This is a genomic window from bacterium, from assembly GCA_023228325.1.
Classification (GTDB): Bacteria; Auribacterota; UBA6266; order UBA6266; family UBA6266; genus UBA6266.
Window position 1 is genome coordinate 1103950 of sequence record JALOBK010000001.1, and the last position, 19933, is coordinate 1123882.

Annotated in this window: 19 protein-coding genes; 14 read left to right on the top strand and 5 right to left on the bottom strand. The window is 43.5% G+C overall.

From position 1 onward, the window contains the following. The 3 genes from tsaE to alr are packed head-to-tail and all read left to right on the top strand — an operon-like array spanning position 1 to position 2239. Positions 1-426 (top strand): tRNA (adenosine(37)-N6)-threonylcarbamoyltransferase complex ATPase subunit type 1 TsaE, encoded by a 426-nt coding sequence (tsaE, locus tag M0R36_05340; protein MCK9555221.1) that lies wholly within the window; start codon positions 1-3, stop codon positions 424-426. Next, entirely contained in the window at positions 426-1064 is a 639-nt protein-coding gene (tsaB, locus tag M0R36_05345; protein ID MCK9555222.1) for a tRNA (adenosine(37)-N6)-threonylcarbamoyltransferase complex dimerization subunit type 1 TsaB, read from the top strand. Before tsaE ends, tsaB begins: the two co-directional genes overlap by 1 nt. Further along, positions 1064-2239: an alanine racemase gene (alr, locus tag M0R36_05350; GenBank protein ID MCK9555223.1), complete on the top strand. Its 1176-nt coding sequence runs from the start codon at positions 1064-1066 to the stop codon at positions 2237-2239. Before tsaB ends, alr begins: the two co-directional genes overlap by 1 nt. Here the strand turns inward: alr and M0R36_05355 are convergent, their stop codons facing one another. The 4 genes from M0R36_05355 to M0R36_05370 are packed head-to-tail and all read right to left on the bottom strand — an operon-like array spanning position 2240 to position 6993. Further along, entirely contained in the window at positions 2240-3916 is a 1677-nt protein-coding gene (locus M0R36_05355) for a DUF4340 domain-containing protein (GenBank protein ID MCK9555224.1), read from the bottom strand. Next, complete coding sequence (locus M0R36_05360) at positions 3916-5331, bottom strand: GldG family protein (GenBank protein ID MCK9555225.1); 1416 nt, start codon at positions 5329-5331, stop codon at positions 3916-3918. Before M0R36_05360 ends, M0R36_05355 begins: the two co-directional genes overlap by 1 nt. Further along, positions 5324-6070 (bottom strand): ABC transporter permease, encoded by a 747-nt coding sequence (locus M0R36_05365; protein ID MCK9555226.1) that lies wholly within the window; start codon positions 6068-6070, stop codon positions 5324-5326. The genes M0R36_05360 and M0R36_05365 overlap by 8 nt, the downstream gene beginning before the upstream one ends. Continuing rightward, positions 6067-6993, bottom strand: coding sequence for an ABC transporter ATP-binding protein (locus M0R36_05370; protein ID MCK9555227.1), 927 nt, complete (start codon positions 6991-6993; stop codon positions 6067-6069). The genes M0R36_05365 and M0R36_05370 overlap by 4 nt, the downstream gene beginning before the upstream one ends. 197 nt (positions 6994-7190) lie before the next feature. Between M0R36_05370 and M0R36_05375 the strand changes: the two genes are divergently transcribed. The 5 genes from M0R36_05375 to M0R36_05395 are packed head-to-tail and all read left to right on the top strand — an operon-like array spanning position 7191 to position 14691. After that, positions 7191-7436 (top strand): hypothetical protein, encoded by a 246-nt coding sequence (locus tag M0R36_05375; GenBank protein MCK9555228.1) that lies wholly within the window; start codon positions 7191-7193, stop codon positions 7434-7436. After that, complete coding sequence (locus M0R36_05380; protein MCK9555229.1) at positions 7429-10485, top strand: PAS domain S-box protein; 3057 nt, start codon at positions 7429-7431, stop codon at positions 10483-10485. The genes M0R36_05375 and M0R36_05380 overlap by 8 nt, the downstream gene beginning before the upstream one ends. A 13-nt stretch (positions 10486-10498) precedes the next feature. Beyond that, positions 10499-12946, top strand: coding sequence for a PAS domain S-box protein (locus M0R36_05385; GenBank protein ID MCK9555230.1), 2448 nt, complete (start codon positions 10499-10501; stop codon positions 12944-12946). A 26-nt stretch (positions 12947-12972) separates the two neighbouring features. Then, positions 12973-13191, top strand: coding sequence for a DUF2007 domain-containing protein (locus tag M0R36_05390; protein MCK9555231.1), 219 nt, complete (start codon positions 12973-12975; stop codon positions 13189-13191). Between the two features lie 36 nt (positions 13192-13227). Further along, positions 13228-14691 carry a PAS domain S-box protein gene (locus tag M0R36_05395; protein ID MCK9555232.1) on the top strand — a complete coding sequence of 488 codons (1464 nt, stop codon included), beginning with the start codon at positions 13228-13230 and terminating at the stop codon, positions 14689-14691. A gap of 2 nt (positions 14692-14693) precedes the next feature. On the opposite strand, the gene M0R36_05400 is transcribed toward M0R36_05395, so the two are convergent. Continuing rightward, positions 14694-15737: a YchF family ATPase gene (locus M0R36_05400; protein ID MCK9555233.1), complete on the bottom strand. Its 1044-nt coding sequence runs from the start codon at positions 15735-15737 to the stop codon at positions 14694-14696. Positions 15738-15916: 179 nt separating this feature from the next. Here M0R36_05400 and M0R36_05405 point away from each other — a divergent pair, with 179 nt between their 5' ends. From M0R36_05405 to M0R36_05430, 6 genes are all read left to right on the top strand, one after another. Further along, the gene (locus M0R36_05405; GenBank protein ID MCK9555234.1) at positions 15917-16909 is read left to right on the top strand and encodes a glycosyltransferase; all 993 of its coding nucleotides are present in this window, start codon (positions 15917-15919) and stop codon (positions 16907-16909) included. 80 nt (positions 16910-16989) lie between these two features. Further along, the gene (gene queD / locus M0R36_05410) at positions 16990-17361 is read left to right on the top strand and encodes a 6-carboxytetrahydropterin synthase QueD (protein MCK9555235.1); all 372 of its coding nucleotides are present in this window, start codon (positions 16990-16992) and stop codon (positions 17359-17361) included. Further along, positions 17349-17990, top strand: a complete 642-nt coding sequence (locus tag M0R36_05415) for a radical SAM protein (protein ID MCK9555236.1) — start codon at positions 17349-17351, stop codon at positions 17988-17990. The genes queD and M0R36_05415 overlap by 13 nt, the downstream gene beginning before the upstream one ends. 3 nt (positions 17991-17993) lie before the next feature. Next, a complete protein-coding gene (queC, locus tag M0R36_05420; protein MCK9555237.1) occupies positions 17994-18677 on the top strand; it encodes a 7-cyano-7-deazaguanine synthase QueC in 684 nt (227 codons plus the stop codon). Further along, entirely contained in the window at positions 18674-19081 is a 408-nt protein-coding gene (queF, locus tag M0R36_05425) for a preQ(1) synthase (protein MCK9555238.1), read from the top strand. Before queC ends, queF begins: the two co-directional genes overlap by 4 nt. A gap of 173 nt (positions 19082-19254) precedes the next feature. Then, positions 19255-19914, top strand: coding sequence for a hypothetical protein (locus M0R36_05430; GenBank protein ID MCK9555239.1), 660 nt, complete (start codon positions 19255-19257; stop codon positions 19912-19914). Positions 19915-19933 lie beyond the last annotated feature (19 nt).

Here is a 19933-nt window from a genome sequence, read left to right on the forward strand (position 1 = left end):
ATGACGGATAAATTTATTTCATACAGTCAGGATGATACCAGGGCGCTTGCCGGAAAGGTCGCGGATAAAATTCAAAAAGGCGATGTAGTGGCTCTTTTCGGGGAACTTGGCGCGGGAAAAACCTGTTTTGTCCAGGGATTCGCGAGAGCCTTCGGCATCACCGGAATAGTGAACAGCCCCAGTTTTGCTATTGTAAATGTTTATGAGGGCAGGATGCCTGTTTATCATATGGATTTCTACAGGATAGACAGCCCCGATGAGATAAGAGCCATTGGGTGCGAAGATTATTTTTACGGTGACGGCGTGTGCTTTATCGAATGGGCGGAAAAAGCGAAAGGTATAATACCGCCGAACAGAAAAGAAATTTATATAAAGATAATCAATAAAACGGAAAGAGAAATTAAGATAAAAGGTTTTAATCTTTAATGAATGTGCTCAGCATTGAAACAACTTCGGAAAGAGCGAGTATTGCTTATTTGAAGGATTGCGAAGTCATATCGCAGCGGGTTATCAGCGAACGTTTGAATTCAAGGCAAACGCTTCTGCAGAGCGTCAGGGACATTTTTGCCGAAGCGCCCGGTTCGTTAACTGACGTAGATTCTATTGTATGCGGAACGGGTCCGGGCTCTTTCACCGGCATCAGGCTGGGGATGGCTTTTACCGCGGGGATTTATTCGGGTATGGGTAAAAAGGTTGAAACCTGCGGTATCGCCGCCAATGATTCCATTGCCTATGCCTGTTGTTCTGAGGGGCTGAATGCCGGCAGGAAAATAATAACCGTGATAGATTCAAAAACCGGTTACAGTTTTATCAGGGAATATTCAGGTCATGCCGAGCCGCTGGGTGAAATACAATTACTTCCGGACGCTGAGATAAAGGCAAAATACGAGAAAGATTTTTTCGCGGGGATATTCCCCGAAAAATTCAAAAGCGCGCCTGAAGACAAAAAAAGCATTTTCCCGGACGCGGTTTATTCCGCCGCTTTATTTTTCCGGAAACCGGATATGCGCAGAGTGTTGAAGCCGGTTTATATGATGGACTTTAAGCCGGGGGGTTCCAGATAATGATTTTTAAAAAGCAGGTCGTTATAAAAGAGATTGAGAGAGAGTCGTCTTATGATTACCGTTTGCTGAAAACATGGGCTGAAATAGATCTTTCAAACTTGAGGAACAATATTAAAGTCATAAACAGGATGGTGGGCAGGGACATTGCTATAATGGCCATAGTCAAATGCAATGCCTACGGCCATGGAGCGATAGAAGTATCAAGAGAAGCTGTTAAACTCGGAGTAAAAGCGCTTGGGGTTTCGAGTTTGTCGGAAGGCATTGAATTGAGAAACGCTTTCAGCAATATTCCTATAATAGTTTTAAGTTCCGGTATGAGCGGACAGGCGGAAGAATTTATCGAGCACAGGTTATCTGCGGTGGTATGCTCATGGCAAATGGTCAATGCTCTGTCCGCGGCGGCCCGCAGCAGGGGGACAAAAGCAGCCGTCCACATAAAAATAGACACAGGGATGGGGCGTATAGGCGTATGGCATAAGCAGGCGGATGAGTTTGTGAGGTCCGTTTATAAAATTCCTGATATTATTATAGAAGGGGTTTGTTCCCATTTTGCGACATCGGATGAAGAAGACCTTGAGTTTGCAAATCAACAGTTAAGATGGTTTGCGGATTTTCTGGGTAAGATAGGTGATATCCCGATCAGATTCAGGCATATATCAAATACCGGGGGGATATTCAATCTTCCCTCGGCGCATTTGAATATGGTGCGTCCCGGCTTATCGATTTACGGCGTCAGCCCCTCGGATTTCGTAAAAGACAGCTCTAAGCTTGCCCCGGTCCTTTCGCTGAAAACCAAAATTGCGTTTATCAAAAAAATTCCCGAAGGGAGAGCATTAAGCTATGGAAGGACTTTTATTACGGATAAACCGATGAAAGTCGCGACTTTACCGGTGGGCTATGGAGACGGCTATCCCCGCCTGCTTTCAAACAGGGGATACGTGCTTATCGGCGGGAAAAGAGCAAGGATACTGGGAACTGTCACCATGGACCAGATGATGGTGGATATTACCGGAATAAGAAATGTAAAAGTGGAAGACGCGGCGGTCCTTATCGGGAAACAGGGCCGGGAAGAGATTACCGCCAGGGAAGTTGCGCGAATGGCCGATACCATCCCGTATGAGATATTTACTTCAATAAATAAGAGGGTCCAGAGAATCTATATAGACAGGGGTTGATTAATTCCCGTCCGTGATTTTTCCGGCAAGATCTATGATATCACGTTGAATCAGATATGCCGGAGAGTCCCCGTTCTTTAAAACGAAGAATGAACCGTTTTCGCCGCGGATAATTTTAAGCGTAAAAATTTCTTCTTTATCGTAAAGCTCAATGGTTAAAAACGGCTCCGAATGTATGAATTTTTTTCCGGTCAGGACTTTCTCCGCCTTCAGTTCCATTAGTTTCCAGAGAAGATCGTTGATTAAAGAGGCGTTTCCGTTTCCATCCCAGCGGTTTCCCCCGTTCTTGTTAAAAGTGTATACGCCTTTGTCATCCTTGATTTTTACGGAAGAGATTTCGACGATGGGGAAAGACATGACCTTCCTGGATATAAACTGGCAGAAATCCAGGTCGTAAAGCTTATATTTCAAGCCGCTGTCCAGGACAAGGAAATAATCGTCTGCCGGGGTTTTGGCGTAAAGGCTGCCGCCGGATTCATAAAAATTTATATCCCATGCGGAGTTGCCGCAAACGAATTCCACTTTTGCCGCCGGGCCCGGGAAAATTCCTGTATCCGCCTGTGTGATGGAAAGAGCCTCTGTCCTGACGAACAGGTTAAAAAACGCGAACACCGCGTTGTAATCGGCGTCATAATTACCGGCGGGAGAAAGAAGCTTCCATTCGTTTTTTTCTCTCACAAGCTCTATCAGGTTATCCCCGGCGGAAATTTTAATCGAGCTGGATTTTACCACCTCTTCAGTCGCCAGCCTGAGGTCCCTGAAAGTTTCAATTTCGGGAGATATCTTTTTGAGTATGGATGAATCTATAATACAGACAGTGTCGAGGTCTTCCTGATACACGTACATTTTCCTTCCGTCATCTGAAAATGGGCCGAAAAAAAAGACCTTTTCTTTGTCCGAACCCGAGGGCTTGATCCTGATAGTAAGAGAGTTGTTATCGAATATATGCGCGGGGATGCCGCCGGGCCCGGGAAATTCCTCGATTCTTGCGGAAACCACGGTATTTATAAGCTCAGAAAAAGCTTTTGAATTACACCTGCTCTGAAAAGGCCTGGTGATTTTCCAATAAGATCCCATATTGGTGAATTCCGCAATCTTATCCTGTGTCTGGAAAACTATCCTGTCCGTAAATTGCGGAAATATCTTTATAAGCTGTTTTGTCCTGAATTCATCCGGTTTTAATTCGCATAATGTTTTTATAAGTTTTTTTTCAACTACGATTATGCAATTATTGTTTTTATCCAGACCGTAAGAAGTATCCCCTGTAGTCTCAACGCCTGAAAAATCTATATGTGATGCGCCGGAGGGAGAAGATATTGAAACGGAGCATACAGGGGAACTGACCCCGGTTTTTTCGGCCAGTTCTTTATCATAGTTGATGGCTCTTATTACCGGCGAAAACTGCATGTCAAACAGGAATTTGTTTACCTTTGCCGAATCCGCCGGATATTTGAAAGGCGCTGTGATTTTCCATTCGACGCCGGATTTTTCGAGAGATATTTCTCCGCCGGCATTTGACACAGACAAGCTTTCAACCCTTGAAAAATCATATGAAAAAACTTTGGCGCGGGATATGATATCTTCTTCCCGTTCCGGTTCCTTTAATTCCGCCCTAATAATATAGAATCCGAGACAGGCTGAAACAACAAACAGAATAAAAACGTGTCTTGCTTTCATTATTTTCTCCTGTTCAGCCAGGCGATAAAGGCGAATAATGCGGATATTCCCGGAAGCGCAAAAACACAGAGATTCCTGACTGTGCGCAATTGGGTTAAATTCAAAAGCAGTTTTGTGTCTTCGGGTTTTTTTGCCTCGATTGAGAGAATCTTAGTTTTATTCAGGCACCAGTTGGTTAAATTCGCGAAAAGGTCGGCATTGGACCTGTTTGCGATCTGGGAGTTTGAGCAAAAATCGGAATCGCCCACTACAACCAGCCGCATGGGAAATTTACGGTTTTGGGAAGTTGATGAAACGCATATCGGGACAGGTCCCTCCCTGTCCTTATCTTTATCAAAAGTTACCGGAGAATCCGCGGGCTCTGTCTCGCCCCATCCGTTTTCGGTTGTCGCGCACAGAACCTCGACTTTATACCCTGTGCTTAAAGGGTTTGGATTTACAGACCTGGCAAGCGGGTGTATGGTGGCGCTTTTAATGATCCGTGAAGTGGCGGTGTGTTCGGGATTGAAATTTTCTATATATAGGTTTGAAATGTCCACAAGCGGTATTTTTCTTGACGGGTCTATTACAATATCTTTGCCGACGACTATCCCTTTTTCTATAAGGACATTTTCAAGGCCGGTGTATATCATCGGGTCCATAAGCATTAAAGCGGACCCCCCGTTGTTCAAGTAGTTGTTTACGGCGATAATTTCCTCTTCCGAAAAAACGGTTTTCGGCCCCGCGATTATTAACAGGGCGCAATCGGGCGGCACAGAAGAGGTTTTTAAAAGATCTATTGTTTTTACATCGATATTCTGCCTTTTGAGTATTATGGAAGCATGCCCCATTTCATCTTTTTGGGTTGAATCGGGGATCTTCTCTCCGTGTCCTGTCGTGAAATAAACGGACGAAGATATGTCTTCAATCAGTTTGAGGATAGCCGACGACAGGGCTTCCTCCCCGGAAAATTCGATGATTCTTCTGTAAGCCCCTTTTGCGTCGCCTCCCGAGATTACGGCGACATCCGTATCCCTGATAACTTCTATTTTATCTTTGTAAGAGATAATCATGCAGTTTCTGTCCGCGAATTTTGTTTTCTGGGCAATGAGTTTTAATCTGGTAATGTCTTTATCCGGATCAACCAATTGAACGGCGATCTTATTGTTTTGAGCGGAATATTGTTCGAGCAGCCTCAGTATCGGGGTATAAACGATATTGGCGGGATCGAAGATCACATATATGTTCATTGTTTTATCGATGTTTTTCAGAAGGCAGACCGTCTTCTCGGACAAAGTGTTTATTCCGCTTTTTGTCATGTCAAACCTTATATTATGGCGATGAGCGATAAAACCGAGCATGGAAATAATAAGCAAAGCGAAAAATACCGCCGCGGATATATTGATAATGTTCAGTATTCTTCTTAGTCTATTCACCGGCGCCCTTCCTGTTATAAGAAATGAATGTCAGCAAAATGAAAAACCAGCTGAAGGAAATAAAATACACGACGCTTTCAAGGTCGATAATCCCGATCGGGAAATTGGCGAAATTATTGGGAAAAGACAGAAAAGATATGACTGCTTTCCAGTCAGAGTCGGAAACGAAATCTTCCATTACGCCTATTGTGAGAAAAATAAATGATATGGCTATGGCCAGCATATATGAAACCAGCTGGTTCTTGCTTAGAGAGGATGTGAAGACCCCTATGGAAATGAGCATAATGCCCGCAAGCGCGGTTCCGATGTACGAGCATAAAATGGGTCCCATGTCCGGTTTGCCGAAGAGAGCGACTATCAGCACATACGAGAAAGTAGGCAGCCAGAGAAACAGGAAAAAGATGTAACCGCCGGCTATTTTTGAAAGAATTACATGCCAGCTTTTCAGGGGGGATGTTTTTATGATTTCTATGGTTCCTGTTTTGTATTCTTCCGAGAACAGACGCATTGTGATGGAAGGGGGAACCATAAGCAGAAGAACCCAGAACAGCCAGGTGCCTCCGAAAAAGAATCTCATTACGGAAATTATGCCGGGAGTTCCGGGAATGCTTAAAAGGCCTGTATATATATAGAACATATACCCCGTAACCGAAAGAAATGCGGCAAGTATTATGTAAGCGACGGGAGATTGAAAATAAAATCTCAGTTCTTTTTTTGTCAGCGCCAGGAATTCTTTCATTGTATTTTCTGTTTTGAGGTTATTTCCATAAATAAATCTTCAAGAGAATCCTTTGTATGTTTCATGCACAGAATTTTTGCCCCGCTTTTAACTACCGCTTCGAAGATATCACCTCTTGAATCCGTATTATTTCTGGTTTGTATCTCCAGTGAGTTTTCCAAAACCCGCCTGATGCCCGACACTTCGCTTATACCGCGGATGTTCTCCAGTGTATCATCGCTGATATTTTCGCATTCAAGAAATATTTTTTCGTTTTTATCAAGGCTGACATTGGCGGCGATTCTGCCTTCATTAATAATAAGAGCCCTGTCGCATATTGCCTCGACTTCGGATAATATGTGGGTTGAAATAAGGACAGCATGCCGGTGTCCGAGATTTTTAATCAGGTTACGGGTCTGCCTCAGTTGATTGGGGTCAAGGCCTGTGGTAGGTTCATCCAGTATGAGTACGGGAGGATCCGAAAGTATGGCGTCTGCCAGGCCCACCCTCTGCCTGTAGCCTTTTGATAAATTTCTGATAAGCCTTTTAAAGACGGGTTCTATGTCGCATATCTTGCATACTTCGGATATTCTTTCTCTTGAGAGTTTTTTACTTTTTATTTTGATACAGCCTCTGAACGCAAGATATTCCGATACCCTCATTTCCCCGTAAAGAGGGACGTGTTCGGGAAGATAACCGATCATATTCTTTGTTTTTACGGGGTTATTCCGGATATTTATCCCGTCTATAAGGATTTTCCCGCTGTCCGGCGAAAGAAAACCCGCAAGAAGCCTCATGGTAGTGGTTTTCCCGGCTCCGTTGGGCCCGAGAAAGCCGAGGATTTCTCCCCGGTCCAGCGAAAATGAAACATCTTTTACAGCTGGTATGCTGCCAAAGTTTTTGCTGACATTCAAAACTTCAATAGCTTTCTGGTTAAGCATCATAGATAATAGAATTTAAACAAATTAAATGTAAAAGTCAACAATACCGGACTTCCGGGAAATGCAACCGTGATATTATAGCAGAATTACAGGAAATATCCCTGTAATATCCGGATATGTTTTTAAAAAGGTTATCTTGTCATAATCAGTTAAATTTTTTATACTTATAATCAGATATGTTTAGCGGGCTTGGTTAATTTATGAAAAAAATAATTCAAATCCTGGGCGGGAACAGTTTTGCTTTGTTTGTATTTGTTCTATTGTTATCGTTTTTAAACTGGCCCATTTTATCTTCTCTGGATAATCTGAGTAGCGGCGGCGCCTACCTTTGTATTTATGCTGTATGGTTAACCATTGCGCTGCTTGCGCTGATTGTCGGGCTGAGCTTTGAGGGCCCGCCACCTTCAGGTAAAGGCAAAAAAGAAGGCGAAGGTAAGAATGTTTGACCTTTTAACGGTGATACTGTTTTTCTGTGTGTATTTCCTGTTGCTTTTCCTGGCAGCCCTCTTTGTTGAAAAAAAATCTGACAGGCTGCGGAAACTCATCTCAAATCCTGTTATCTACGCGCTTTCAATTGCTGTCTACTGCAGCGCGTGGACTTTCTACGGTGATGCCGCAAAGATGGCGAAAGACGGCGTGATATATCTTGCTGTTTACCTCGGTCCCTGCGCGGGTGTTTTTTTCTGGTGGGTCATTTTGAGAAAGATGGTGCGGATAAAGAATTCGCATCATATAACGAATATCGCTGATTTTATATCCGCGCGTTATAATAAATCCCAGCCGCTTGCGGCAATCGTTGCCGTTTTCTGCCTTTTAGGCACACTGCCGTATATCGCGCTCCAGATGAAAGCGATTATATCCACGATAGCGATAGTTACCACTTCTTCGGGATCCCAGACCGAATGGCTGGATAAAATCGGTATCCTTGTAATACTTCTTATGATACTTTTTACGCTTGTATTCGGTGTTAGGAGGGTTGACCCCACCGAACGGCACCCGGGTATGGTTTTTTCCATGGGGCTCACATCCATTTTTACGCTTTCGATGCTGTTGGTCTGCGGGCTGTTTGCCGTTTATTTCCTGAATAACGGTTTTCAGGATTTATTCGCCAAAGTGTCTTCAAGCCGGTACGCCGGGCTTATGAAAATCGGGTTTTCCGGAGATTCCTCTTTTATCACATGGTTTTCTTTTCTTGCCGTGTCTATGTTTATGGTTATATTGCTGCCGCGTCAGTTTCATATGAGCGTGGTTGAGAATTCAGATGAAAACAATATAAAAACCGCAATGTGGATGGTTCCCTTCTACCTGCTTTTAATAAATATATTTATCATCCCCATTGCCTTTACCTCGCTGCTTAAAGGCCTGGCTTTGAATGAAGCTGACACTTTTGTTTTGCAACTGCCCTATAAATTCGGGAACCGCTACCTTACAATGATGGTTCTGATGGGAGGTTTTTCAGCGGCCACAAGCGTTGTGATGGTTTGTGCCGTAACCATTTCCACGATGATATCAAACCATGTCATCCTGCCTTTGCTTAGTTTGACAAAAAGGGTAAATCTTAGCCGCTATATTCTGCAGTGGAGATGGATTACGGTCGGGATATTCATACTTCTGGGATATCTTTTCGGATGGTTTGTCGGAGAAAGTTACTCTCTTTTTGATATGGGGATGATTTCTTTTGTGGGGGTCCTGCAGTTTGTGCCCCTGATTATAGGCGGGATTTTCTGGACAAAAGGGAATAAAACCGGCGCTGTTATGGGTCTTACAGCCGGCTTTGCGGTCTGGTTTTACACTCTTTTTATTCCCTGTTTCGCATCAAGCGGATGGATCTCTACGTTTTTTATGTCGAATGGCATTTTCGGGCTGAAAATCCTCAGGCCGGCGGAATTTTTCGGAATAAAATTTCCCGATGCCGTAAGCCATTCTGTTTTTTGGTCAATGTTTTTTAACCTGGGTTTTTATATGTTCGGTTCGATATGTTTCCCGACAAAACGGGAAGAAAAGAGAAACGCCGAAGGTTTTACCGGCGCGCTGTCCAGCGATGATATTTTCGCGGGGTCAACAACGAAAGAAGCTCATATTATGCTGGAAAGCAAGCTCGGGATTATGAGAAAAATCCTGTCCTGTTACCTTCCCGCGGATAAAATATCTCTCATACTGAAGAAAGGGGTTTATCTCACAGGCATAGGGAAGGGGACGCACATTTCAATTCTTGAGCTGGCAAGGCTTCAGAATGAGATTGAGAAATTGCTTGCCGGCTCGATAGGCACGGCCACCTCTCATAAGGCTATGATGGGGGGAGGGGTCTTTACCGTAGACGAATCAAAAGAGTTATCCGAGGCCTATGCGGAGATACTTGCGGACCTGAAATTGACCCCCCAGGAACTTAAGAAAAAGATTGATTACCATCAGGAAAGAGAAGACCTTCTTTCTTTGCACGCCATGGAGCTTGAAGAAAAGATCAAAGAGCTTGAAGACCTTATAAGCCAGAGGAAACGAGTGGAAAACGCCCTGAGAGAGAACGAGGAAAAATACAGGGCTTTGTTTGAAAGTTCCAGAGACGCGATATTTATTACGGGTGAGGACGGGAAATTCATTGACGTAAATGAATCAGCGCTGGTGCTTTTCGGTTTTTCCAGGGATGAGATGTCCGGGATGGAATATAAGGACATATTCGTGGATTTTATTGATTACCACGAATTTGAAAGGGATGTCGAGAAGAGCGGTTCTGTGAGGAACTATGAGGTAAAACTGAAAAGCAAAACAGGCAGGGAAATGGAGTGCATGATAACGGCTGCCCTGAAACAGAACAGTAAAAAAGATATTTTAGGGCTGCAGGGTGTTATAAGGGATATCACCGAACAGAAGAAAGCAGGGAGAGCTCTTCAGGACAGTTACAACAAGCTTCAAAAAAATATGGAAAGCACAATTCTTGCCATGGCAAGAATTGTTGAGACCAAGGACCCTTATACCGCCGGCCATGAAAGGAGAGTGGCTCAGCTGGCCGTTGCGATAGCGCAGGATATGAGGCTTCCCGAGGAACAGATAAACGGCATTTACATGGCGGCTATAGTGCATGATATAGGCAAAATCTATGTGCCTTCCGAGATACTGACCAAACCGGGCAAATTGACGGATATAGAATTCAGCATCATTAAGACACACCCTCAGCTCGGCTATGATATTTTGAAAACCATAGAATTTTCCTGGCCTGTGGCTGATATTGTGCTGCAGCACCATGAGAGATTGGACGGTTCAGGGTATCCTTTCGGCATTAAGGACGAGGATATACTTCTTGAGGCCAGGATAATAGCGGTGGCTGATGTTGTTGAGGCTATGTATTCCCCCCGGCCATATCGGCCGTCCGTGGGGTTTGAGAATGCGCTCCAGGAAATTGTCGAAAACAGGGGAAATCTGTACGATCCGGCCGCGGTGGATTCCTGCCTGAAACTATTTATGAAAGAAAACTTTAAATTCATTTCAGGGCAGATTTAACACAAATAATATTATGAATGATGAATTAAATAAGAATAAAAATCCTTTTGAAGATGAAATAGAGCGGACAACGCTGGTTTTTGACAGCGGCAGCCGGCCATTCAGGATAATATGCGATACGTTTCTCGAGGTGGAAGGAGCGAGCGAAGAAAAAATATATTCCATATTATGTAAAAACCTTTTGCGGATGTGCAATGCGAAATGCGTTGCTTTCGCTTCATCAAAGCCGGACGATTTTCTGAAACTTGAGATCGTAACGACCGAAAGGGAAACAGGTCTTTCATTCCTTGAAGAGAAACCCGGTATAATCAGGAAGATACCGGATGGACTGTTCAGAACCTTTAAAGACAATGAGATAATCGACTGTTCCGCCAGCCGCGCGTGCCTGTTGAGTCTTTTTCCCGAAGCATTTACCGAGGAAATAAAATCCGAAAGAAACGTTGAGAGGTACGCCCTTGCGAGTATCAGGGAAGGGGAAATTGTCGCAATCGGCTATATGCAATTGTACCCCGGCTATAAACTTGCCATGAAAGGCGTGCTTATCCATTTTCTTAATATGATAGGGATAATCTTACAGAGGATGAATTACCTGAAATCGCTTGCCGAGAGCGAGGAAAAATACAGGCTTTCCATAGAATATATCCCATTGCACCTCTGCGAGGTGGACAAAGAGGGAAATATCATTCTCTGGAATAAATTTTCTGAAAAAATGCTTGGGTACAGCGTTGACGAAGCGGTTAAAAAACTTAAAATCTATAAACTGCATGAAAGCCCGTCCCATGCCGATGAAGTGCATAAGATTGCTTCAGAAACCGGGATGTATAACGATGAAATCAACCTTGTCCACAAAGACGGGACGGTATTCCCTGTCCATCTTATCGTTATACCGAAAAAAGATAAAGACGGGAACGTGGTGTGTTATTACAGGTTTGGCGAAGACATTACGGTCAGGAAAAGGGCGGAGGAAGAGATTTATAAAAGCAGGGAGACCTTCAGAAAACTTATTGAAAATACGCCGGTGGGCATCATAGTTACAAACGATAAATCCGAAATCATAGATATAAATCCTTCCGCCCTTGAGATATTTCAGCGGCAGAGAGGAGAGATGATAGGGAAAAACCCGGAAAATTTCTTTGCCGGCGCAAAGGACGGGACTTTTGTCATCAAAAGCGGGATGTCCGAAACAGATAAGAAAGAAGTGTTTGTTACCAGGGCTTCGGGTGAAAAAATACCTGTTATTAAAAGCGCAGATTCTATCGAGCTGGACGGGGAGGCCTGCGTCATGGAAACGCTGATAGATATATCCGATTGGAAAAGAGCCGAGGAAAAAGCGGATTACAGGCTGAATTTTGAAAGGCTGATAACATCTATTTCAACCAGTTTTATAGATATGAGAAACGAGGACATAGACAACGAGATACAGGAGGCTTTGACGCAGATAGGCCGGTTTACCGGCGTTGACAGAAGTTATGTCTTCCTTTTCCGGGATAAAGGCGCCGTTATGGATAATTTGTATGAGTGGTGCGCCGGAGGGATTGTTTCTCAGAAAGATAGATTAATGGGCGTTGACACCGGGAAATTCGGTTGGATAGTGGGTAAGTTGAAAAAAGATGAAATAGTATATGTGGATGACATTTCCGAATTGCCTGCGGAGGCAAAAAATGAGCAGGACGAATTCCGGGCCGAGGGGATTAAATCTCTTATCAATGTCATATTGAAAGTCGCCGGAACTCCTCTGGGAATACTGGGTTTTGATTCTGTGAAAGAACAGAGAAAATGGACAGATGATGAAATTACACTTTTGAAAATAGTGGGCGAAATTTTTACAAATGCTCTTGAAAGGTGCAAAAAGGAAAGGGAGCTTAAAGCAAGTTATGAAAAATTAAGGAATGGCATGGAAAGCACTATAAACGCGATGGGGAGCATAGTCGAAGTGAGAGACCCTTACACCGCCGGCCATGAAAGAAGGGTTGCCCAGCTTGCAAGCGCTATTGCTTCGGAAATGGGTCTTTCTGACAGGGAGATTGAAGGGATCAGGATTGCGTCTTCCATCCATGATGTGGGAAAAATATATGTTCCTGCTGAAATACTGAATAAACCGGCGAAGATATCCGATATAGAATATAAAATCATCAAGACTCATCCGCGCGTCGGATATGATATTCTGAAAAATATAGAGTTTCCATGGCCGGTAGCCGATATTGTGCTTCAGCATCACGAAAGATTTGACGGTTCAGGCTATCCGTTCGGTCTTTCGGGCAAAAATATCCTTATGGGGGCGAGAATAATAGGAGTTGCCGATGTTGTTGAAACAATGTCTTCCCACCGCCCCTACAGGTCTGCGCCCGGCATTGACAAAGCTCTGGAGGAAATATCCGGGAACAGGGGGAACCTGTATGATCCCGATGTTGTTGACGCCTGCCTTAGATTATTTCGCGAAAAAAACTTTATGTTCAAATAAGCTTTTATAAAATAAGGGAGCTGCTTATGGATGATTTTGCGCAAGTGTCCGTATACTACAGTATATCTGCCGCGGAGCTTGCAGTGTCGGCATTGGAGGCCGAAGGGATAAAGTGTTATTTATCAGATTACAATACTTTTTCCATAGGAGCTCTTTGCGATCCGGATATAGGTTGGATAAAATTGATGGTGAACGGGAGAGACCTGAAAAGAGCGAAAGAAATACTTGGGGTTGCGGCAGGATAAGTGGTATAATCATAACAACTTATATGGAAAAGGGTTATGACGGAAGATACGAGATCTAAAGAGGAACTGTTTGCAGAAATAGAAAAACTGAAGAAACGTCTTGTGGATGTGCAGGCGCTTCAGGTGCAGCGCAGGCTAATAGAAGAAAACCTCCGTGAAAAAGAAGAACTGATGTCCGCTATAGTCAAGGCCTTTGACGGTTATATCTACACATGCGCTTCTGATTATACCGTCACTTTCATGAATAAAAATCTTATGGAAAGGACCGGCAGGGACGCTACGGGAGAGAAGTGTTATGAAGTCCTTCACAACAGGCAGTCAGTCTGTCCCTGGTGCGTGAATGAAAAGGTTTTCAAGGGCGATACCGTGAGGTGGGAAGTGCTGAGCCCCAAAGATAACCGCTGGTTCTATATTGTCAACACGCCTATATTTGCCGGCGAAAAAGTTATTTCCAAAATGTCCATGTTTATTGACATCACCGAAAGAAAAAAATTTGAAGAGAGACTCCGTGAAAGCGAAGAAAAATTCAAAAAGCTGTTCGAATTAACCCCCTTTGCTGTTTTTCTTGAGACGATAGACGGCGATATCATCGACTGCAATGAGGAAGCGTCCAAAATGCTTGGATACAGTAAAAAAGAGCTTAATAATATGAATATTAAAGACCTGGTAAGCGCCAGAACGGCGAAAATGCTTCCGGGTCTTATTGAAGCAAACATTTCATTCAAGGGATTTTCCGTTGAAGCGGAAAACAGGAAAAAAAACGGGTATGAATTTCCCGTTAGAGTGGATGCCAGGATACTGGAGATAAACAATGAGAAAATGGTTTTTGTGCTGGTGCAGGATATCACGGAATCCAAAAAGGCGGAAGAACTTTTGATAAGGGAAAAGAAACTTCATACCGGAGGCCCGGTGGTCGTGTTCAGGTGGTTTGCGGGACAGGGCTGGCCGGTGGAATATGTGTCAAGCAACATTAAACAATTCGGATATACGGCCGAGGAATTTCTGAGAGGCAAAATTAAATATGCCGATATTATTCACCCCGCGGATATAGAAAGGGTTGAAAAAGAAGTAAAACGGTACAGCAAAAAAGGGATTGATAAATTTGAACAGGAATACAGGATATTCACCGCGGATAAAACAGAAAAGTTCCTGTATGACTCCACGGTTATCGTAAGGAACAGGAAAGGCGAAATAACGCATTATGAAGGTTATGTGCTCGATATAACCGAGCGCAAAAAAGCCGAAAAAGAAAAAGAAAAACTGATTGAAGATCTTCAATATGCGTTAGCGCAGGTAAAGACATTAAGAGGATTGATGCCGATATGTTCGCATTGCAAAAAGGTCCGTGACGATAAAGGTTACTGGCATCAGGTGGAAGAATATTTGGAAAAGCATTCTGAAATCGCTTTCAGCCACGGCATCTGCCCCGATTGCAGAAAGAAACTTTATCCCGAATTGACAAAGAAAAAACCTGCGAAAAACAGGAGAACCGGGAAATAAGTTTATACGTTAAACCGGAAGAGCACTATATCAGAATCTTCGATAATGTAATCTTTTCCCTTTAACGCCCACTTTCCCGCATCTTTTACCGCCTGCTCGCCGCCAAGTTCAAAAAGATCTTTCGACTTGATTATTTCGGCGCGTATGAAACCGCGTTCGATGTCGGTGTGTATTTTGCCGGCTGTCTGCGGAGCGGAAAGCCCCTTTGTTATAATCCAGGAACGGGCTTCATTTTCGCCTGCTGTAAAGAATGTGATAAGGTTTAAAAGCTTTACGGACAATCTTGCCATTAAATTTATGGCAGGTTCATTTATTCCAAGGCCTTTGAGAAATTCTTCCCGTTCCGTTTCGGCAAGGGAGTTTATTTCAACTTCGGTTTTTGCCGCAATCGGGAAAGTGACGGTTGTCGGAGAATCGAACCTGGCTATGTTATCGGGCAATTTCCGGTTGATATCCGTTTCGTCGGAATTTAATGCTATAAGAACATTTTTTTTAGTTATGAATTGCAGAGGGAGAAGTAATTTTTTTTCTTCGTCCGAAAAAGCCGTATCCCTTACGGGTTTTTCGTTTTCAAGCTGTGATTTTATTTTTAACAGGAGGGTTTTTTCCTTGTCGAGGACTTCGGTTTTTTTCTTTTTTTCGGATTCTTTCATCCTTTCCAGCCTTGTTTCCACAAGCATAAGATCTGCGAGAATAAGTTCCTGTAAGATGATGTTTATGTCCCTTTCCGGGTCTACGGTTTCTTTTATATGATATACGGCATCATTTTTAAACTGTCTTACAACAAGGCATACGGCGTCAAGATTTTTAAGGATATTAAGTGAATCTTTGAGCGATGCATGGCCGGGGACTATTGCAGGAAGAAGCTGGTATTCAATTTCGGCATGGGTTATTTTTCTCGATTTGTATATCTCCGCGATTTTGTCCAGTTTGGGATCCTTGATTTTACATATGCCGATGTTTGCGGAAATCCCGTCATTGCCTGTTAAAAGCTTAAAAAGCGTCTTTTTCCCGGATTGGGGAAAACCAAGCAGCCCGATTTTCATGCGCGAGACCTTTAAATATTTTTTATTTTAACATCGGTTCCGTCAGCGCCGGGATCCTGCCGGCGCTTTTTTGACCCGGCATTATACCATCAATTTGAAAAAAAAATAAAGAAACTTGTTGTTCTTTCTTGAAAAAAAAATTATATTCAGTATATTGTTACTTAAAAAAACCCTTTACTATGAATAAAGATTTCTCCATTTCAGTGATAATACCGGTGCTTAATGAGGAACATCATATATCACCATGCCTTGATTCCATCCTGAGCCAGACAAGAAGGCACATAGAAGTTATTGTAGTGGATAACGGGTCTACGGATGGCACGGCGAAGATAGTTGAGAGGTTTTCCAACAGGGACGGAAGGGTTCGTCTTGTGAAAGAAGGCAGGAAAGGCGTTGTGTATGCAAGGAACAGAGGCATTGAAGAAGCCTGCGGGGATTTTATAGCTTTTACCGATGCGGACTGTGTTGCCGTAGTAAGCTGGCTTGGTTCTCTTGTAAGGCATTTTGATGAATCCGGGATCGCTTCCGTCAGGGGTCCGAATGTTTTACCGAGGGAAGATACCAATACGGGTAATATTATAAAAGAAACATTTACATTTTTCCTCCCTTTCGGGAGAAAATACTGTGATTTCGGACACAGCTCCAGGCAGGTGGATTTCAACCCCTCATGCAACGTTATGTACAGAAAAGAGGCATTACGGAAAACAGGCCTGTTCAGCCCCGATATGTATCCTCTTGAGGATGAAGAGATGGCGGCGCGCCTGAGAAAAACGGGGTATCAGGTATTGTGTGACCCTGATGCAATAGTTTATCACTACAAGAAAACGGAAATAAGCGATGTTTTTAAACTGGCCTACCGGTTCGGAAAAAGCCGCGCGTCATTTCTCAAAAAAGGGTCCGAACCCGGCATATTCCGCTGGTCTGCGATTGCCGTGTCATTCAATGTAGTCATTCTGGCTTTGATATGCCTGCTGTTCAGCCCGAAAACAGTTTTTATGTCTTTAACCCTGCTTTCATTGATCCTGGCGCTGTTAATAGGGCTATCGTTAATGATAGCGAGAAAAACAAAAATTATGGATTTTCCTGTTTATTTTTTCTTTGTTTTGCTCATCGTTACGGGGTGGAATACGGGCTTTATCGTAAAGCTGTTTGCGCCAAACCGCAAATCATGATATTCCCGCGTTTTATTTTTTAAAAAATTGATGTAAAATGTGATATCGTGATTGTCTTCCACCTGTTAAATTGACTGTGTATGCATGAATTAAGCGTAAAGACATTTTTTTCCTCGGCCCATAGCCTTAACGGTTATAAAGGCCCGTGCAGTAATATGCACGGGCACAACTGGGATGTGGAGGTCTTTATAAGATGCCGCAGCCTTGATGAAATGGGAATGGTCAGGGATTTCAGGGAATTGAAAGATATAATATCTGAAGTTGTATCTGAATTTGACCATAAGAATTTGAACGAACTCGAATGTTTTTCCGATAAAAATCCGACCGCGGAAAATATTGCCCGCCTTCTGTTTTCGATGTTATCCGGGAAAATCAATGATAAAAGGATTAAAGTATCGAAGATAACGGTCAAAGAATCTTCAAAAACAGGGGTTTCATATTGGGAAGACTGAAGGTAAATGAAATATTTAAGAGCATTCAGGGGGAGTCAAGCCATGCGGGGGAGCCGTGTGTTTTTGTCAGGCTTGCAGGATGCAACCTCAGATGCGGTTTTTGTGACACGCGCTATGCATACGAAAAAGGAGTGTATTTAAACGCCGAAACGCTTGTAAAAAAAGTATTAAGGTATAAACCCGGTCTTGTATGTATAACCGGAGGCGAACCGTTAATCCAGAAAGATATATTTTGCGTTATTGACGAACTAATACGCTGCGGGAAAAAGATAATAATAGAAACCAACGGTTCCGCCTGCATTAAAAATATAAATAAAAAGGCAACAATAGTAATGGATATAAAGTGCCCCCTGAGCGGGCAATCAGGAAGTTTTTTTGCGAAAAACATGGAGTATATTAAAAGTGAAGATGAGATAAAATTTGTCATTTCCGGACGTAAAGATTACCTGTGGGCTAAACGCGTGGTGAAAAAAATTGAAGGGAAAAAATGCAATATACTGTTTTCTCCGGCGTATGGCCTTCTAAAAGCTTCGGACCTTGCGGGATGGATATTGGAAGATGATTTAAAAGTGCGCCTGAACCTGCAGCTCCATAAGGTAATATGGCCTAACAGGACCAGGGGTGTTTGAATTATGGGAAAAAAGGCGGTGGTTTTATTGAGCGGAGGATTGGATTCGGCTACAGTCGCCGCGATGGCCAAATCAGGGGGATTTGACATATACGCCCTGACTTTTGATTACGGCCAGCGCCACAAAACAGAAATTGCCTGCGCAAAACGAATTGCGGCAGCGGTAAAAGCGAGAAAGCATATGGTCTTCCGCCTTGATATGAGGAAGATAGGAGGGTCTGCCCTGACTTCAGGCGCTAAGGTTCCCAAGAGGAGAAAAACAGGAAGCATGCCCTATACCGTACCTTCTACATATGTTCCCGCGAGAAACACGATATTCCTTTCGGTTGCGCTGGCATGGGCCGAAACCATAGGCTCGAAAGACATATTTATCGGGGTAAATGCCGTTGATTACAGCGGTTATCCCGACTGCAGGCCGGAATATCTGAGAGCGTATGAAAAGATGGCCGCGCTGGCGGTTAAGCCTGCAGGCAAAAGCAGGATAAAAGTACACAGCCCGCTCGTTAAAATGAAGAAATCTGATATAATCAGGACAGGCGCGGCTCTTGGCGTGGATTTTTCAAAAACACACAGTTGTTATGACCCGGTCATGAAATCAACCGCCTGCGGAGAGTGTGACTCATGTATTATAAGGAAAAACGGGTTTAAGGAAGCGGGGATCAAAGATCCTCTGAGGTATGCCAAATGAAGAAAGCAAGGCTGAAAAACTTAACGCTGCTGGGAAAAGCAAAAACGGTTTATCCGAAATCCCCCGATAATGCCGGGCTCGAGACATTCGCCAATATAATAAGCAGAGATTATAATGTAAAATTCGAAACAGATGAATTCACTTCCATATGCCCTGTCACCGGCCAGCCTGATTTTGCCAGAATAGAAATAGAATATATCCCGGCTGAGAAATGCATAGAATCCAAATCACTGAAACTGTATCTTTTTTCTTTCAGAAATGTCGGGATGTTTGCGGAGGATATTGCCAACAGGATTCTGGATGATATCGTTAAGACGGCGAAGCCGAAAAAGGCAAAGGTTACGGCGATGTTCAAAGCGCGGGGCGGCATCGGCATAACCGTTGAAGCGAAACATGATTTTTGATAAGAAAGGCTACTTTCGGCAATAAATTTTTATGGGGACGCTTGTAAGTCCCCCCGAGACTTACTTCGCTCGGCTTTTTTACTTGCTCGCCTTTCAGGCACCATGGCCGCTCGTAAAAAAACGCCCCTTAAAAATTATTGCCTCATAGCCTTTTGCTTAAAAGGAAAGCAATTATGAGATTTCGCAGCAAAACAAAAACATTGAGCGGTTTATTTTCTTCCGTTGCCGGGCTGATATTGTTTATATGTTTTTTCCTTCCTTCGGTCAAGGGGTGTGAGGGTGATATTTATCCTTACAGGGAATTCGATGTTGAAAGTATCGCGGCCTGTGGTTCCGCGAGAACGTTTTTCGACAGGATATGGCAATACGCGCTGCCTTATTTCGGTGGGCTGCTCGCGGCATATCTTAATATGAGGGTTGTCATAAAAAAGGCGGATAACCTCAAATTCGAGAAGAACCTGTTTATGCTTTTTACAGCTGTTGTCCTTTCGTATTTGTGCTGCGTTATGCTTATCGGCTTCATGGATTTTTTTAACAGCGGAAAAATAGATTTTTACAGCTGTATCCTGGCTCTGGCCGGCATTGCCGTTATAACGGTTTTCCTGTCGGTCTTCATATATATTGTTCTTGGGAACAAGGAAGATGAAAGAAAGATCGGGGTTTACCAGGCTCTTTTTGCGCTGATATATGTTCTGTGGATGGCTCCCTATGTCGTGGACGGAAACGCTTATTACGGCATGAAAATTTCCTTCTGGTGCATGGCGCTGCTGGTTGTTCTGGGGGATGTGATGTACCGCTCTGTCCCGGAATCGCGATGCAGGGTCAAGTATTAACTGATTTAAAAATTTACCG

Coding starts and splice junctions, on each gene's coding strand:
- M0R36_05380 (MCK9555229.1), top strand. CDS start 7,429: ATGTTTGACCTTTTAACGGTGATACTGTTTTTCTGTGTGTATTTCCTG.
- M0R36_05365 (MCK9555226.1), bottom strand. CDS start 6,070: ATGAAAGAATTCCTGGCGCTGACAAAAAAAGAACTGAGATTTTATTTT.
- M0R36_05390 (MCK9555231.1), top strand. CDS start 12,973: ATGGATGATTTTGCGCAAGTGTCCGTATACTACAGTATATCTGCCGCG.
- queD (MCK9555235.1), top strand. CDS start 16,990: ATGCATGAATTAAGCGTAAAGACATTTTTTTCCTCGGCCCATAGCCTT.
- M0R36_05400 (MCK9555233.1), bottom strand. CDS start 15,737: ATGAAAATCGGGCTGCTTGGTTTTCCCCAATCCGGGAAAAAGACGCTT.
- tsaB (MCK9555222.1), top strand. CDS start 426: ATGAATGTGCTCAGCATTGAAACAACTTCGGAAAGAGCGAGTATTGCT.
- M0R36_05355 (MCK9555224.1), bottom strand. CDS start 3,916: ATGAAAGCAAGACACGTTTTTATTCTGTTTGTTGTTTCAGCCTGTCTC.
- alr (MCK9555223.1), top strand. CDS start 1,064: ATGATTTTTAAAAAGCAGGTCGTTATAAAAGAGATTGAGAGAGAGTCG.
- queC (MCK9555237.1), top strand. CDS start 17,994: ATGGGAAAAAAGGCGGTGGTTTTATTGAGCGGAGGATTGGATTCGGCT.
- M0R36_05430 (MCK9555239.1), top strand. CDS start 19,255: ATGAGATTTCGCAGCAAAACAAAAACATTGAGCGGTTTATTTTCTTCC.
- M0R36_05370 (MCK9555227.1), bottom strand. CDS start 6,993: ATGATGCTTAACCAGAAAGCTATTGAAGTTTTGAATGTCAGCAAAAAC.
- M0R36_05405 (MCK9555234.1), top strand. CDS start 15,917: ATGAATAAAGATTTCTCCATTTCAGTGATAATACCGGTGCTTAATGAG.
- M0R36_05395 (MCK9555232.1), top strand. CDS start 13,228: ATGACGGAAGATACGAGATCTAAAGAGGAACTGTTTGCAGAAATAGAA.
- queF (MCK9555238.1), top strand. CDS start 18,674: ATGAAGAAAGCAAGGCTGAAAAACTTAACGCTGCTGGGAAAAGCAAAA.
- M0R36_05385 (MCK9555230.1), top strand. CDS start 10,499: ATGAATGATGAATTAAATAAGAATAAAAATCCTTTTGAAGATGAAATA.
- M0R36_05375 (MCK9555228.1), top strand. CDS start 7,191: ATGAAAAAAATAATTCAAATCCTGGGCGGGAACAGTTTTGCTTTGTTT.
- tsaE (MCK9555221.1), top strand. CDS start 1: ATGACGGATAAATTTATTTCATACAGTCAGGATGATACCAGGGCGCTT.